Here is a 15,157-nt window from a genome sequence, read left to right as displayed (position 1 = left end):
ACGGAGTCACCGCAGTGGCCGGGCCCGTGGGAGCAGCCGCGGCGCACACCTCGGGAGCCGCTCTATGAGGGTCCTGCTGATCGGAGCCAACGGGTACATCGGCCGCTTCGTCGCCGACCGTCTCCTCGCCGACCCCGCCGTGCAGCTCACCGTGCTCGGCCGGGGCGACGACGCCGACGTCCGCTTCGACCTCGCCACCGGCAGCCCCGGCGCGCTCACCAGGTTCCTGGACGCCGTGCACCCCGGCGTCGTCGTCAACTGCGCCGGTGCCACCCGGGGCGGCGCCCGCGATCTCACCCGGCACAACACCGTCGCCGTGGCCACCGTCTGCGAGGCACTGCGCCGCAGCGGCTGCGGGGCCCGGCTGGTGCAGATCGGCTGCGGCTCCGAGTACGGGCCCAGCCAGCCCGGCTCCTCCACGGCCGAGGACGCCGTACCCCGGCCGGGCGGCCCCTACGGGGTCAGCAAGCTCGCCGCGACCGAACTGGTCCTCGGCTCCGGCCTGGACGCCGTCGTACTGCGCGTCTTCTCGCCCGCCGGACCCGGCACCCCGGCGGGGTCCCCCCTGGGGAGACTCGCGGAGGCCATGCGCCGCGCCATGCAGGCGGGCGACGGCGAACTCAAGCTCGCCGGGCTCGGCGTCCAGCGCGACTTCGTCGACGTACGCGATGTCGCCCGCGCCGTGCACGCCGCCTCGCTCTCCGCCGCGCAGGGCGTCATCAACATCGGCTCCGGCCGCGCCGTACGGCTGCGCGACGCCGCCACCGTCCTCGCCCGGGTCGCCGGGTACGGCGGTGCGCTCAACGAACTCGACGCCCCGCCCGGCCCGTTGCGCGGCCAGATCGGGCATCCGCGCGGCGACCTGGACCACGCGGTGCCGGTCGCGTACCCCTACCCGGACGGCTGCGGGAGCTGGCAGCAGGCCGATGTGCGCACCGCCCGCGACCGGCTCGGCTGGCGGCCCCGGATCAACCTGGAGGAGTCCCTCGCGGACATCTGGATGGAGGCGGCGTGCCGCATCTGACCAGCGCGCCCGCCGTCACCGGCGTACGCACCGCGATCGGCGTCCCCGACTACGCGCACCCGCTGACCGCGCCCGCCCAGTGGGCCGAACTGGCCCGCCCCGGAACGCCGTTGGACTGGGTGGTGCTCAATGTCGCCGCCGGACCCGGCGCCTGCCCCGACCCGCACTGCCTGGAGGCGGCGGGCAGGCTGCGCAACGGCGGCGTCCGTGTCCTGGGCCATCTGGACCTCGCCCACGGCAGGCGCCCCTTCGCCGACCTGGTGTCCGACGCGCACCGGCACCTCGACTGGTACCGCGTCGACGGCTTCCTGCTGGAGCGGTGTCCCGGTGACCGGACGGCGCTCCCCGAGGTCCGCCGCGTGATCGGCATGCTCCGCGCGCTCGCCGGGGACACCCACGTCGTCCTCGGCCACGGCAGCCACCCCTGTCCGGGGTACGCGGAGAACGCCGACCAGCTGGTGACCTTCCGGGGTTCCTGGGCCGACTACCGCTGGTCGCAGGTGGCCGAGTGGACCGCCGACCACCCGGCCGAGCGGTTCTGCCACTTCGTGCACGGGGTGCCGCGCGGCCATCTGGAGGAGGCGCTGCGCATCGCGCGCTGGCAGGGCGCCGGGACGATCTACCTCACCGACCGCACGGACCACGGCGGCCGGGCCAACCCGTGGGAGACGATGCCCGGCCACTGGGACGAATTCGTCTCGCGGGTCGGAACGGGTGTCTCGGAATGAAGAAGGCCGTGGCAGTGTTACGGGGAGAACAACCCGTAGTGATCGACCGACCAACGGAGTCCCCGTGTCGCTGCCACCCCTGGTCGAGCCCGCTTCCGAGCTCACCGTAGACGAGGTCCGCCGGTACTCCCGCCACCTGATCATCCCAGACGTGGGGATGGAAGGGCAGAAGCGGCTGAAGAACGCCAAGGTGCTCTGTGTGGGCGCCGGCGGCCTGGGTTCGCCCGCCCTGATGTACCTCGCGGCGGCCGGTGTCGGCACGCTCGGCATCGTGGAGTTCGACGAGGTCGACGAGTCCAACCTCCAGCGGCAGATCATCCACAGCCAGGCGGACATCGGCCGCTCGAAGGCCGAGTCCGCGCGGGACACGGTCAAGGGCATCAACCCGTACGTGGACGTGGTCCTTCACGAGGAACGGCTCGAGGCCGAGAACGTGATGGAGATCTTCGGCCAGTACGACCTGATCGTCGACGGCACGGACAACTTCGCCACGCGCTACCTGGTCAACGACGCGTGCGTGCTGCTGAACAAGCCGTACGTCTGGGGCTCGATCTACCGCTTCGACGGCCAGGCGTCCGTCTTCTGGTCCGAGCACGGCCCCTGCTACCGCTGCCTCTACCCGGAGCCCCCGCCGCCCGGCATGGTCCCCTCCTGCGCCGAGGGTGGCGTGCTCGGCGTGCTGTGCGCGTCGATCGGCTCGATCCAGGTCAACGAGGCGATCAAGCTGCTCGCGGGCATCGGTGACCCGCTGGTCGGCCGCCTGATGATCTACGACGCCCTGGAGATGCAGTACCGCCAGGTCAAGGTCCGCAAGGACCCCGACTGCGCGGTGTGCGGCGAGAACCCCACGGTCACGGAGCTCATCGACTACGAGGCGTTCTGCGGCGTCGTCTCCGAAGAGGCCCAGGAGGCCGCGGCCGGCTCCACGATCACTCCCAAGCAGCTCAAGGAGTGGATCGACGACGGCGAGAACATCGAGATCATCGACGTCCGCGAGCCGAACGAGTACGAGATCGTCTCCATCCCCGGCGCCAAGCTCATCCCCAAGAACGAGTTCCTCATGGGCACCGCCCTGGAGTCCCTCCCGCACGACCGGCGCATCGTCCTCCACTGCAAGACGGGCGTCCGCAGCGCGGAGGTCCTCGCGGTCCTGAAGTCCGCGGGCTTCGCGGACGCGGTCCACGTGGGCGGCGGCGTGATCGGCTGGGTCAACCAGATCGAACCCAGCAAGCCGGTGTACTGAGCCCTCCGGCTTCGACGGCCCACGGCTCCCCTGATGATCGGGGGGCCGTGGGCCTTCGCCGTGTGTTGACCTTCGAGTTGGTCGAAGCCCGATGATGGCGCGGTGCCCAATTCCGAGTTGATGCCGATCGGCGTCTTCGCCCAGCGCAGTGGCCTGACGCCCAGCGCACTGCGCTTCTACGCCGACTCCGGACTCCTGCCCCCTGCCGAGGTCGACCCGGTGACGGGGTACCGCCACTACAGCACCGAGCAGCTGGCGCGGGCGACCGCGCTGCGACGGCTCCGAGAGATCGCGATGCCGCTCGCCGGTGTCGAGGCGGTACTCGCCGCCGAGGGCGCCGACGCGGTTCGGCTGCTCGACGAGCATGTGGCGAAGGTCGTCGGGGACGCGGCGGAGGCACGACGGAAGGCCGCCGTCATCAAGTCCGCGCTCGGCGGCGCGGTGCCGGGTCCGACGATCGCGGTGCTGAAGGGGCCCGTGTTCGCGGACGCCGTCGAGCAGGTCCTGACGGCGACCGCGCGTGAGCCGTCGATGCCGGTACTCGCGGGCCTGCGTATCGAGGCGAGCCAGGAGGCGCTCACCCTGACCGCGACGGACCGCTACCGGCTCGCCACCCGCACCCTGGTGCCCGCCGAACGGCCACGGCGGGCCTGGTCCGGCACGGTCGACGGCGACGGGCTGCGGGCCGCGGTCGCCGAGATCCGCCGGAGCCCGGTGGTACGGCTGGAGGCGGTGCCGCACGGGGTCTGGTTCCGGGTGCCGGGCCGGGAGGACCAGTACTGCGGTGTCCTGGCCGAGGAGTTCCCCGACCACCGGCTGCTGCTCGCCTCGCTGGACGAGGTCACCACCCGTGCGACGGTCCCCAAGGACCTGCTGCTGCGGGCCCTCGAGGAGCATCCCGGCGACCGCGTCGCGCTGCACATCGCCCCGAAGCGCGTGGATGTCGGCGAACGCGCCCCGATCCCCGCGACGGCCACCGGTCGGCCCCTCCGGATCTGCTTCGAGCTGACCACGCTCTATCCCGCGGTGAGCACCGCGATCGGCCCCGACGTGATGTTCGACCTGCGGGGCGACGACCAGCCGGTCACGGTGCGCTCCGCCGACCGCGGCGACCTCACCACCCTGATCATGCCGGTCAAGGCCGGTTGAGAGACGACGAGGACATCTCATGACGACGCCCCACGACCCGACCATGGAAGCCATCGGCAAAGCCGTCGAAGCGGGCCGAGCCGGTGAGACCGCCGCCGCCCGCGAGGAGCTGCTGCGCCTGTGGACCACCATCGGCGTCACCGGCGACCCACTGCACCGCTGCTCCCTCGCCCACTACCTGGCAGACCTCCATGAAGACCCCGCCCAGGCCCTGGCCTGGGACATCCGGGCCCTGGACGCCGCCGACGCCCTGACCGAGCAGCGCGTCCAGGAGCACCACGCCGACCTGCACACCGCGGGCTTCTACCCCTCCCTCCACCTCAACCTCGCCGACAACTACCGCCGCCTCGGCTCATTCGAAGCGGCCACCGAGCACATCGACACGGCCCGCTCCCACACCCCGGACCTTCCCCCGGGCCCGTACGGCGACCTCGTACGCGGCGCCATCCAGGGGGTCGCCGAGGCCATCGCGGTCCGGGACCGCACCCGCAGGGTCCCGGCATGAGCGCGCGTCAGGAGCAGACCGTGTTCGGCTTCGGGGTTCTGCCCGTCAACAGGTAGTCGTCGACCGCCTTCTGGACGCACGGGTTCTTGCTGTCGTACGCGCCGTGGCCCTGGCCCTTGTAGGTGAGTTCGACGGCGACGCCCTTGCCGAGGGCGTCGACCATGGCGCGGGCGCCCTCGTAGGGGGTGGCCGGGTCGCCGGTGTTGCCGACGACCAGGATGGGGGCGGAGCCGGGGGCGTGGACGTCGGGGTGGTCGGCGGCGCCGGGGACGGCCCAGTCGGCGCAGCCGGCCATGCCCCAGGCGAGGTAGTCGCCGAAGACGGGGGAGGCGGCGCGGAAGTCGGACAGCTTGCCCTGGATGTAGGCCGCGTCGTAACGGGGTTTCTCGTCCGAGCAGTTGATGGCGATGTTGGCCGGGGTGATGTTGCTGTACTCGCCGTTCTCCGACCGCCCGTTCATCGAGTCGGACAGCAGCATCAGCACCCTGCCGTCACCGTCGTACGCCTGCTCAAGGCCCTCGGTGAGGTACTCCCAGAAGTCCTTGGAGTACAGCGACTGCGCGATGCCGTTGGTCGCCGCCGTCTGGGTCAGCCGACGCGGGGGGATGCCGGGGATGGGCTTCTTCTCCAGGTCCCTCAGCAGCCCCGCGATACGTTTCTTCACGTCCTCAGGGGTGTCCCCGAGGGGGCAGTCCTCGACCTTGGACGTGCAGTCCTCGGCGAAGTTGTCCAGCGCGAGCTGGAACCCGCGCGCCTGGCTGAGCGCCCCCTGCTCCGGCGTCTGGGTCGGGTCCACGACCGCGTCGAAGACCGCCCTCCCCACCCGCTTCGGGAACAAGTGCGCGTAGACACCGCCGAGTTCGGTGCCGTAGGAGATGCCGAAGTAGTGCAGCTTGGAGTCGCCGAGCACCTGGCGCATCAGGTCCATGTCGCGGGCCGCGTCCGTGGTGCGCACATGGGGCAGGATCTTCTTGGACCGCTGCTCGCACGCGTCGTTGAACTTCTCGGTGCGGGCCAAGAGTTGCTTCTGCTCGGCGGTGTCGTCGGGCGTCGCGTCCTGCTGGAAGTACGCATCGAGCTGGGAGTCGCTCTCGCAGAGCACCGGCGCGCTGCGGCCGACCCCGCGCGGGTCGAAGCTGACCAGGTCGTACCGGGTGCGCAGCGCCGCGTAGTCCTCGCCGAACGCGGGCAGCGTGGTGACACCGCTGCCGCCGGGGCCGCCGAAGTTGAACACCAGCGAGCCGATCCGGTCCTTCGCCGGGCCGTCCGCCTTGGCCCGGATCAGCGCGATGCCGATGGTGTCGCCCTTGGGCTCGCCCCAGTCCAGCGGCGCCTTCATGGTCGCGCACTGCCACTTCGCGCCACCGGGCAGCGGAGAGGGAGCCGGGCCGCCACCCTCCGCCTCGGACGGCGCCGGACAGTCCTTCCACTCCAGCTTCTGCTTCGTCAGATCCCCGTGCCCCGACCCGCCGCAGCCCGCCAGCAGGGCGGCCACGAGCACGGCACCGGTCGTCAGGGCGGCGGCACGCGGCCGGGAAGGGTTCGGCATACAGCCATCCTCCCGGCGCACCCGCGACTCCGCGCGGGGCACGGTCCGTAAGGAGTACGGGAGCGCCTGCACCCCAGCCTGCCCCTCCGGCGTCCCCCTGCGCCGGGCGGCGGATTCCGGGAGGCCGCGTCAATCCCCTTGCCCAATGGTCAAGAATCGTTGACCATTACTCGCATGCCTACCGACGATCTGCCAGAGACCTTTCACGTGACCACGGACGAACAGCTGCGCGCCGTCTCGAATCTCACCCGGCACCGGATCATGGCCGTGCTCCGCTTCGAGCCCGCGACGATCACCCAGATCGCCGAGCGGGTCGGCCTGGCGAAGGGGAGTTCCAGCTACCACGTGCGGCTACTGGAGCGCGCGGGCCTGGTGAAGGTGGTGCGGACACGGAAGGTGCGGGGGGTCACCGAGCGGTACTACGCGATGGCGGCGCGGTCGATCGTGCTGCCTGATCCGGGCGAGGGGGGTCCGGATGTGCTGATGCGGCATGCGGTGGCGGATCTGGAGGCGTCACCGACGCAGAGCGAGCGGCACGTACGGATGGCGCATCTGCGACTCACCGACGAGCAGTTCGCGGAGCTGGGAGCGCGGCTGGAGGCACTGGCGGACGAGTACCGGAAGCTGTCCGATCCGTCGCTGCCGGACGCGTCACTCGTCTTCGCGCTGTTCCACCCGGCGCGCCGCGACCAGGCCGAGGGGGACGCCAAGTGACCTCGGACAGACAGAAGTTGCCGACCGGGTTCGGGCGGCTGTGGACCGCGCAGACGATCTCCTCGCTCGGTGACGGAGTGACGCACGCGGCGCTGCCGCTGCTCGCGCTGACGCTGACGCGGGCCCCGATGGCGCTCGCCGTCGTCACGGCCGCCGGGACGCTGCCGTGGCTGCTGTTCGGGGTGCTCGGCGGTGCGCTGGTGGACCGCTGGGACCGTCGGCGCACGATGTGGGTCGCGGACGCGGCGCGCGCGGTGCTGCTGGCCATACCAGCGGCGGCGGCCGTGCTCGACGCGCTGAGCATTCCGCTGCTCGCGGCCGTCGCCTTCCTGCTCGGCCTCGGCGGCCTGTTCTTCGACACGGCCGCCACGGCCTTCCTGCCGGATCTGCTCCGCCGCGACCCCGCCCTGCTGGAGCGCGCCAACTCCCGCCTGCGCGGCTCCCAGACCGCCATGTCCGGCTTCGCGGGGCCGCCCGCGGGCAGTGCGCTGCTCGCGCTGGGGCGGGCGGTTCCGTTGCTGGCCGACGCGGTGTCGTTCCTGCTCTCGGCGCTGCTCGTCCGTACGCTGCCGGTCCTGCCCCGCCCCGTGCCTGAGGCCCGCGAGTCGCTGCTCCGGCAGGCGCGGGCCGGGGCCTCGTACGTCTTCCGGGACCGGCTGCTGCTCGGGCTCGCGCTCCGCCCCGCGGTCGGCAACGTCGCTTTCCTCGCGGTGGAGACCGTCCTCGCTCTCTTCGCGCACGACCGCCTCGGCATCGACACCTACGGTTTCGGCCTGCTGCTCACGGCGGAGGCCACCGGCGGCCTGCTCGGCGCGGGCATCGCCTCCTACCTGGGCCGACGACTCGGCACAGGCACCGCGCTGACCTGCACGGCCGCGATCGAGGGGCTTGCCGTCCTGGGGCTCGCCGCCGCCCCGAACCCGTATGTGGCCGGGCTGGCGCTCGCCGTCTGCGGGGCGGGCATGGGTGCCACGATGGTGCTCGGGCCCTCCCTCCGGCAGGCGATCGTCCCGGCCCGGCTCATGGGCCGGGTCGCCTCCACCTCCCGCATGCTGGCCATGTGCGCCGCCCCGCTGGGAGCCTTCCTCGGCGGCTGGCTGGCCACCGCCTACGACATCCGCACGCCGCTCTACGCCGCCGCGGGCCTCCTGCTGGCGATGACGGCCGTCACGGCCTCCATGACCGACAACCGCCGGGTCGAAGCGGCGCTGCGGGCCGCCGCTCCGGCCGACGGCCCCGACCACCCGGCATCCCGGGCTCCCGTCGACGAGACCGCGTCCGAGCTGGCGTGACACGTGCCGTGCGGGCGTCAGGACAAGCCGAGCGACGTCTCCGCAGCCCCTGAGGGAGCCTCCGCCCCCTACAGCGCTCCCTTACGGGTCAGATGGTTGAACGCCAGCCAGCCCGGCAGCACCGGCAGCCACAGTGTCAGCAGCCGGAACAGCAGTACCGCCGGAGCCGCCACCTCCTTGGGCAGCCCGACCGCGATCAGACCGACGGTGAGCGTCGCCTCGACGGCCCCCACTCCGCCCGGGGTCGGCGCGGCGGAGCCGAGTGCGTTGCCCGCGAGGAAGACGACCGCGACGCTGGCGATGCTGATGTGCGCCGACTCGTCGCCGAACGCCCGGATCGAGGCGTCCAGGCACATCACGAAGCACCCGGTGAGCAGCAGCATGCCGCCGATGCCGGTGACCAGCTTCTGCGGCCGCTGGAGCACGTCCAGCATGCGCGGCACCACCCCGGCGAACAGCGACCGCACCCGCGTGACGACGAACTTCCGCAGCAGCGGCACCGACGTCACCACGAGCACCAGCACCGCGACCGTCAGCAGACCGGCGATGACCGTCCGGGACGGTGACAGCGACGGCGTCTTCTCGGTGCCGGTGAGGTAGCCGAAGGACAGCAGCATCAGGATGTGGCAGCCCAGACCGAACAGCTGGGACGCGCCCACGCTCGCCACCGCGAGCCCCGGCCGCACTCCCTGCCGCTGGAGGAACCGCGTGTTCAGCGCGACACCGCCGACCGCCGCCGGAGCGACGATCTTCACGAAGGACCCGGCGACCTGCGCCGCCACCGTCCGCACGAACGGCACCCGCTCCGGCACGAACCCGAGCAGCGCCATCGCGGCGGCCACGTAGCTGAGCGCGGAGAACGCCACCGCGGCCGCCACCCAGCCCCACTGGGCCTGCGCGAACAGCTTGCCGAACTCGATGTGGGTGAGCTGGGTGAGCAGGAAGTACGCGCCGATCGCGCCCGCGATGAAGCTGATCAGGGTGCGCGGCCTGATGCGTTCCAGCCGGGCGGGCTCCACCGGGGCCTGCGGCCTGATCCGGAGCACCTGGTGCCGGATCTGGGTGAGCAGGTCCTCCTCGCGGGCCTCGTCGATCGCGTCGTCGATGGCCCGCTTCTCGGCCCGCTGCTCGGCGCGGACGGTCTTCTTGTCGGGCTTCTCCGGCAGGGCCGTACCCTCCTCGGAGGCGGCCTCCAGCCGGGCCTGCTTGGCCAGCCGGGACGACTCCAGCACCGCCTCCCGCTCCCGTTCCGCGCGCTCGCGGCCCAGCTTGCGCAGGGTGGCGCGGGTGGAGCGGGTCAGCGCGATGGGCTGGAGCATCGGCAGGCAGTCGGCCACCGCGTCCGGGCCGAGCACCGCGACCGCCGACGCCACGGCCCGCTCGGCGCCGACCCGCAGGCCGAGCGTGGTGAGCATCTGGGCCACGTCCATGCGCAGCAGCAGATCGCCCGCCGCGATCTCCCCGCCGCGCAGCTCGGCGAGGATCACCTTGCCGGAACGATCCACCAGCACCGCGTCGCCCGCGAGCCTGCGGTGCGCGATGCGCCGGGACTGCAGCGCCCGCACCTGGTGCCAGACCTTGTGCAGCAGCTCGTCGGTGATCTCGTCGTCGGCCAGCGAGTCCAGGGTGCGGCCGCCGGTGTGCTCGTAGACGAGGATGACCGCGTCCGGGCCCAGCTCGGAGGTGGCGATCAGCTTGGGGGCGTTGGCTCCGGCCGCGATGGCCGCGTACGCGAGGAGCGCCTCCTGCTCCAGGGCCTGTCTGAGGGACTGGAGGCTGGAGCGGGTGGCGAAGCCGCGCAGGGTGAGGTTGCGCCAGGCCCGGTAGAAGAAGCCCTGCGCCTGCTGTTCCCGGTCGACGACGGTCACGTCGAGTGGTGGGCCGTCCTCCAGGGTGACGAAGTAGCGCCGCCCCCGGTCGCCGTTCTCCGCCTCCGGGCCCTCCTCGCGGACCGCGCTGACCGGGTGGAAGCCGACGTGGCGCAGGCCCGCCATCAGGGTGCGGCCGGTGGGGCGGACGTTGGGGGAGCCGACGGCGTAGAGGGTGCCGTAGGCGATGGTCCAGCCGATGAGCACGGTCAGGATGATGGCGAACGGCGTGGTGTAGCCGGTGACCAGCATGGAGAACGCGTCCAGCAGCAGCACGATCCACAGCACCGCGCGCCAGCGGGGTCTGCGGGACATGCCGACGGCCGTCATATAGGCGATGACGGGCGCGAGATAGCCGTGCACCGGGTCGGTCAGCGCGTGGACGTCGCCGGGGGCGGGCTGGGTCAGCGCTTCCTGGATGGAGCTGGGGGCGGCGCGGGCGACCCAGAGGTCCGTGGCCAGGGTGACCCCGTGCGCGAGGACCGCCGCGAGCACACCGTCCGCGATCCGCAGCCCGTCGCGTTTGATCAGCCGCTCGATGGCGAAGGCCACGGGCACCAGCAGGATGGCGATGCTGGACGCCAGCCCCGCGATCTTGATCAGCAGGTCGGGCGCCTGGCCGGTGCCCTTGTTGATGTCCTGTTCGAGCCCCGAGGTGGTGCCGTGCGCGAACGCGGCGATGGCGAGCAGCAGGGCGATCGCCAGCACGCCCACCAGCAGCCGCATGAGGTCGGAGGGGCGGTGCACGCGCGCGGGGAGCAGCGGTTCGTCGCCCTCGACCTCCTCCAGGACGTCGTCACCGGGGCGCCTGGGGGCGTACGCCCGCGCGGGGACGCCCGCTTCGCCGCCTTCACGCGCGCGTGGGCCCGTGTCCTCGGCGGGGCCGTCGATGGCTTCGCGGGAGGTGCCGGGGCGCGCGGACGCGCCAGAGGTGCCCTCCGCGTCGTCGGGGTGCACACCCTGCTTGTTCATGGTCTCTTCTTGGTCTCGTATCACCGGTCACCGCCCGCACGATGGTGGCACGACTGAGGGGCACGAGGGGGCATCAGGGTGCGGATCGGGGTGCGAAAAGTGCGTTTGGGCGGACCGTGGGCCCGTCCGGACGCCCCTGGCCGGCCTCGTCCCATTGTCGTAGGCGTACGGCAGGATGGGGTGGATGAGCGAGCAGAGCCCTGCCGGGGAGGGGCACCCGGACGAACTTCCGGCGTACGCCGAGCGCGTGCTCGACGTGGCCGACCGCATCCCGCCGGGCCGGGTGATGACCTACGGGGACGTCGCGGAGTGGCTGGAGGAGGGCGGCCCGCGCCAGGTGGGCCGGGTGATGGCGCTGTACGGGGGCGCGGTGCCGTGGTGGCGCGTGGTGCGGGCCGACGGGGCGCTGCTGCCCGGCCATGAGCTGCGCGCCCTGGACCAGTACCGCGCCGAGGGCACCCCGCTGAAGCAGGCGTCCCGCGCCGCCGAGGGGCATCTGCCGCGCCTGGACATGAGACGGGCCCGCTGGGACGGCGCCCCGCAGAACCACAGCTGAGGGCCTGCGGCAAGGGCTGCGGCTCAGGTCCGCTCGTACGGGGGACAGCGGGCACGTCCGCGACATGACGTACGTTCGTTGGGGCGGGAACCCCCGAGGCGCCCGCCTCCCTACGTCCCCACGACCACCCCGCACCACCACCAGGACCGGCGAACCACGTGAGCACCACCTCCTCCACCGGACGCCTGCCGCACCCCCAGGGTCGGCAGGCGCCTCGTGGTGCCTACCGGCTGCTCCGCACCCCGCCCGCGCAGACACCGCCGCCCCGCCCGGACGCCGCCCAGCGCGCGGTGATCGAGCACGGGAGCGGCCCGCTGCTCGTCCTCGCCGGGCCCGGCACCGGCAAGACGACCACCCTGGTGGAGTCCGTCGCCGCGCGCGTCGCCCGGGGCGCCGACCCCGAACGCGTCCTGGTGCTCACCTTCAGCCGCAAGGCCGCCGTCGAGCTGCGCGACCGGATGGCCCGGCGCATGGGCGCCGCCCGCGCGCCCCGCGCCACCACCTTCCACTCCTACTGCTACGCCCTGGTCCGCGCCCACCAGGACAGCGACCGCTTCGCCCAGCCGCTGCGCCTGCTCTCCGGCCCCGAGCAGGACGTCACCGTGCGCGAGCTGCTCGCCGGGCAGCCCGAGCTGGAGCGGCTCGGGCTGACCCATGTGCGCTGGCCCGACGACCTGCGCGCCTGCCTGACCACGCGCGGCTTCGCCGACGAGGTCCGCGCGGTCCTCGCGCGCAGCCGCGAGCTGGGGCTCGCGCCCGGCGCGCTGGACGCCTTCGCACGCCGCATCGGGCGCCCCGACTGGCGCGCGGCGGCCGCGTTCCTCGCCGAGTACCTGGACGTGATCGACCTCCAGGGCGTCATCGACTACGCCGAACTCGTCCACCGCGCGGTGCTCCTCGCCCACCGCCCCGAGGTCGCCGAGCGCCTCGCCGCGTCCTACGACGCCGTGTACGTCGACGAGTACCAGGACACCGACCCCGCGCAGGTACGGCTGCTGCACGCGCTGGCCGGAGGCGGCCGCACCCTGGTCGCCCTCGGTGACCCCGACCAGTCGATCTACACCTTCCGGGGCGCCGACGTGAACGGCATCCTCGACTTCCCGGCCGCCTTCCCGCGCGCGGACGGCCGCCCCGCCCCCGTCGAGGTGCTGCGCACCAACCGTCGCTCCGGGGCGGACCTGCTGGCCGCGACCCGCCGCATCACCCAGCGCATGCCGCTGTCCCAGCTCCCCGCCGAGAAGCTGCGCGTCCACCGCGAGCCCACGGCCGTCCGCGACGGCGGCCAGGTGGAGGCGTACACCTACCCGACGCCCGGCACCGAGCTGGACAACATCGCCGACATCCTGCGCCGCGCCCACCTCGAGGACGGCATCCCGTGGAACGAGATGGCGGTCCTCGTCCGCGCGGGCTCGCACAGCATCCCGACCTTGCGCCGCGCCCTGACGGCGGCGGGCGTCCCCCTGGACATCGACGGCGACGACCTCCCGCTGCGCCACGAACCGGCGGTCGCACCGCTGCTGACGGCACTGCGGGCGGTTGCGGTGGCGGAGGCGGGGCCCGCCGGGGAAGCCGACGAGGCCGAGACCCCGGAAACCCCCTGGCTGGACGCCGAGACCGCCATAACGCTCCTCTCCTCCCCCCTCGGCGGCATGGACGCCGCCGATCTGCGCAGGCTCGGCCGGGCCCTGCGCGAGGAGGAGCGGGCTGCCGGAGAGGCCCTGCCCGCCCCCTCCGACGTACTGCTGGCCCAGGCGCTCGCGGAGCCGGAGCGGCTCGTCGCGCACGACCCGGCGTACGCGCGCGGGGCGCAGCGGCTGGGCGCGCTGCTGCGGAAGGCGCGCACGTGCCTGGCCGAGGGCGGCACCGCGGAGGAGGCCCTGTGGGCGCTGTGGAACGGCACCCCCTGGCCCAGCAGGCTGGAGCGGGCCGCGCGGCGCGGGGGCGCGGCGGGCCGTAACGCCGACCGGGACCTGGACGCCATGTGCGCGCTGTTCGCCACCGCCGCCCGCGCGGAGGAGCGCACCGGCGGACGCGGCGCGCTGAACTTCCTGGAGGAGATCGACGCCGAGGACATCGCCGCCGACACCCTCACCCGCCGCGCGGTGCGCCCCGACGCCGTACGCCTGATGACCGCGCACCGCTCCAAGGGGCTGGAATGGCGGCTGGTGGTCGTCGCGGGCGTGCAGGAGGGGCTCTGGCCCGACCTGCGCCGCCGGGGCTCCCTGCTGGAGGCCGACCGGATCGGCCGGGACGGCCTCGCCGAGCCGCTCACCCCGGGCGCGCTGCTCGCGGAGGAGCGCAGGCTGTTCTACGTGGCCGCCACGCGCGCGCGGGACCGTCTCGTCGTCACCGCCGTGAAGGCCCCGGCCGACGACGGCGACCAGCCGTCCCGCTTCCTGACCGAGCTGGGCGTCGAACCCCGCGATGTCACCGGCCGCCCGCGCCGCCCGCTGGCGGTCGCCGCGCTCGTCGCGGAGCTGCGCGCCACCACCGTCGACCCGGACGTCTCGGACGGACTGCGGGACGCGGCCGCGCGGCGGCTGGCCCGGCTCGCCGCGCTCGCCGACGAGGACGGCCGCCCGCTGGTGCCCGCCGCGCACCCCGACCGCTGGTGGGGGATGTACGTGCCGACCGCGAGCAAGGTGCCGCTGCGCGACCGCGACCAGCCCGTGGTGCTCTCCGGCAGCGCGCTGGACCAGCTCGCCAATACTTGCGCCCTCCAGTGGTTCCTGGGCCGCGAGGTGAAGGCAGACGCGCCCGCCACGGCCGCCCAGGGCTTCGGCAACGTCGTCCACGTCCTGGCCGACGAGGTGGCCTCCGGCCGTACCCCCGCCGACCTCGACGTGCTGATGGAACGCCTGGACTCGGTGTGGAACGCGCTCGCCTTCGACGCGCCCTGGAAGTCCGTCCAGGAGAAGGAGACCGCCCGCGCGGCGCTCGAACGCTTCCTGAACTGGCACGTCCTGGACCGTGCCACCCGCACGTCCATAGCCAGCGAGCGGGACTTCGACGTGACCCTGGAGGCGGGCGAGTACCAGGTCCGCATCAAGGGCCAGATGGACCGCGTCGAGACGGACGGCGACGGCCGGGCCTACGTCGTGGACTTCAAGACCGGCAAGAACGCCCCCACCGCCGCCGAGGTGGACCGCCATCCCCAGCTCGCCGTCTACCAGCTCGCCGTGGCCGAGGGCGCGGTGGACGACGCCTTCGACGGCGCCCGCCCGGAGCCCGGTGGCGCGGAACTCGTCCAGCTCCGACAGGGCGCGGCGAAGAAGGACGGCGGGGAGACGCTGCCCAAGGTGCAGGCGCAGCAGCCGCTGGAGGGGGAGTGGGTCGGGGACCTGCTGGCCACCGCCGCCGGGAAGGTGCTGGACGAGCGGTTCACCCCCAGCACCGGCCAGCACTGCGCGCACTGCTCCTTCCGCGCCTCGTGCAGCGCCCGCCCCGAGGGACGGCAGGTCGTGGAGTGACCGCACGCGCCGGAGTGACGTACGGCACCGTGGCACCCCGCTGACCTGCGCTTTCCACAGCCTCGGCGTCCGCTTGTCGGTGGTCGC

At 73.2% G+C, this 15,157-nt stretch carries 11 protein-coding genes; 9 read left to right on the top strand and 2 right to left on the bottom strand.

Features of this window, described 5'->3' with window-relative positions:
* Positions 1-64: 64 nt before the first annotated feature.
* The 5 genes from ACI2LY_RS10775 (at position 65) to ACI2LY_RS10755 (ending at position 4,649) form a co-directional block, all read left to right on the top strand.
* A complete protein-coding gene (locus ACI2LY_RS10775) occupies positions 65-1,024 on the top strand; it encodes an NAD-dependent epimerase/dehydratase family protein (RefSeq protein ID WP_388995810.1) in 960 nt (319 codons plus the stop codon).
* Complete coding sequence (locus ACI2LY_RS10770; protein ID WP_404706861.1) at positions 1,012-1,752, top strand: spherulation-specific family 4 protein; 741 nt, start codon at positions 1,012-1,014, stop codon at positions 1,750-1,752. The genes ACI2LY_RS10775 and ACI2LY_RS10770 overlap by 13 nt, the downstream gene beginning before the upstream one ends.
* A 64-nt stretch (positions 1,753-1,816) precedes the next feature.
* Positions 1,817-2,995: an adenylyltransferase/sulfurtransferase MoeZ gene (gene moeZ, locus ACI2LY_RS10765; protein WP_404706860.1), complete on the top strand. Its 1,179-nt coding sequence runs from the start codon at positions 1,817-1,819 to the stop codon at positions 2,993-2,995.
* Positions 2,996-3,097: 102 nt separating this feature from the next.
* Complete coding sequence (locus ACI2LY_RS10760) at positions 3,098-4,144, top strand: MerR family transcriptional regulator (RefSeq protein WP_404706859.1); 1,047 nt, start codon at positions 3,098-3,100, stop codon at positions 4,142-4,144.
* A 19-nt stretch (positions 4,145-4,163) separates the two neighbouring features.
* Positions 4,164-4,649, top strand: a complete 486-nt coding sequence (locus ACI2LY_RS10755; RefSeq protein ID WP_404706858.1) for a hypothetical protein — start codon at positions 4,164-4,166, stop codon at positions 4,647-4,649.
* 7 nt (positions 4,650-4,656) lie between these two features.
* On the opposite strand, the gene ACI2LY_RS10750 is transcribed toward ACI2LY_RS10755, so the two are convergent.
* On the bottom strand, positions 4,657-6,198 hold the full coding sequence (locus ACI2LY_RS10750) for an alpha/beta hydrolase (protein WP_404706857.1): 1,542 nt from the start codon (positions 6,196-6,198) through the stop codon (positions 4,657-4,659).
* A 174-nt stretch (positions 6,199-6,372) separates the two neighbouring features.
* On the opposite strand from ACI2LY_RS10750, the gene ACI2LY_RS10745 reads away from it, so the two are divergent.
* A complete protein-coding gene (locus ACI2LY_RS10745) occupies positions 6,373-6,912 on the top strand; it encodes an ArsR/SmtB family transcription factor (RefSeq protein ID WP_404706856.1) in 540 nt (179 codons plus the stop codon).
* Positions 6,909-8,204, top strand: coding sequence for an MFS transporter (locus tag ACI2LY_RS10740; RefSeq protein WP_404706855.1), 1,296 nt, complete (start codon positions 6,909-6,911; stop codon positions 8,202-8,204). Before ACI2LY_RS10745 ends, ACI2LY_RS10740 begins: the two co-directional genes overlap by 4 nt.
* Before the next feature lie 68 nt (positions 8,205-8,272).
* On the opposite strand, the gene ACI2LY_RS10735 is transcribed toward ACI2LY_RS10740, so the two are convergent.
* A complete protein-coding gene (locus tag ACI2LY_RS10735; RefSeq protein WP_404706854.1) occupies positions 8,273-11,044 on the bottom strand; it encodes a YbhN family protein in 2,772 nt (923 codons plus the stop codon).
* A 184-nt stretch (positions 11,045-11,228) separates the two neighbouring features.
* Here ACI2LY_RS10735 and ACI2LY_RS10730 point away from each other — a divergent pair, with 184 nt between their 5' ends.
* Both ACI2LY_RS10730 and ACI2LY_RS10725 read left to right on the top strand, forming a co-directional pair.
* Positions 11,229-11,600, top strand: a complete 372-nt coding sequence (locus tag ACI2LY_RS10730) for an MGMT family protein (RefSeq protein ID WP_404706853.1) — start codon at positions 11,229-11,231, stop codon at positions 11,598-11,600.
* Between the two features lie 158 nt (positions 11,601-11,758).
* Positions 11,759-15,070 (top strand): ATP-dependent helicase, encoded by a 3,312-nt coding sequence (locus ACI2LY_RS10725; protein WP_404706852.1) that lies wholly within the window; start codon positions 11,759-11,761, stop codon positions 15,068-15,070.
* Positions 15,071-15,157 lie beyond the last annotated feature (87 nt).

The sequence above is a fragment of the Streptomyces sp. NPDC002176 genome (assembly GCF_044903645.1).
GTDB lineage: Bacteria > Actinomycetota > Actinomycetes > Streptomycetales > Streptomycetaceae > Streptomyces.
This window is presented reverse-complemented; position numbering and strand designations above follow the sequence as displayed.

Bases quoted from the DNA above. Each gene is read 5' to 3' on its own strand.
- ACI2LY_RS10775 (WP_388995810.1), top strand. From the start codon at position 65: ATGAGGGTCCTGCTGATCGGAGCCAACGGGTACATCGGCCGCTTCGTC.
- ACI2LY_RS10755 (WP_404706858.1), top strand. From the start codon at position 4,164: ATGACGACGCCCCACGACCCGACCATGGAAGCCATCGGCAAAGCCGTC.
- ACI2LY_RS10750 (WP_404706857.1), bottom strand. From the start codon at position 6,198: ATGCCGAACCCTTCCCGGCCGCGTGCCGCCGCCCTGACGACCGGTGCC.
- ACI2LY_RS10745 (WP_404706856.1), top strand. From the start codon at position 6,373: ATGCCTACCGACGATCTGCCAGAGACCTTTCACGTGACCACGGACGAA.
- ACI2LY_RS10735 (WP_404706854.1), bottom strand. From the start codon at position 11,044: ATGAACAAGCAGGGTGTGCACCCCGACGACGCGGAGGGCACCTCTGGC.
- ACI2LY_RS10730 (WP_404706853.1), top strand. From the start codon at position 11,229: ATGAGCGAGCAGAGCCCTGCCGGGGAGGGGCACCCGGACGAACTTCCG.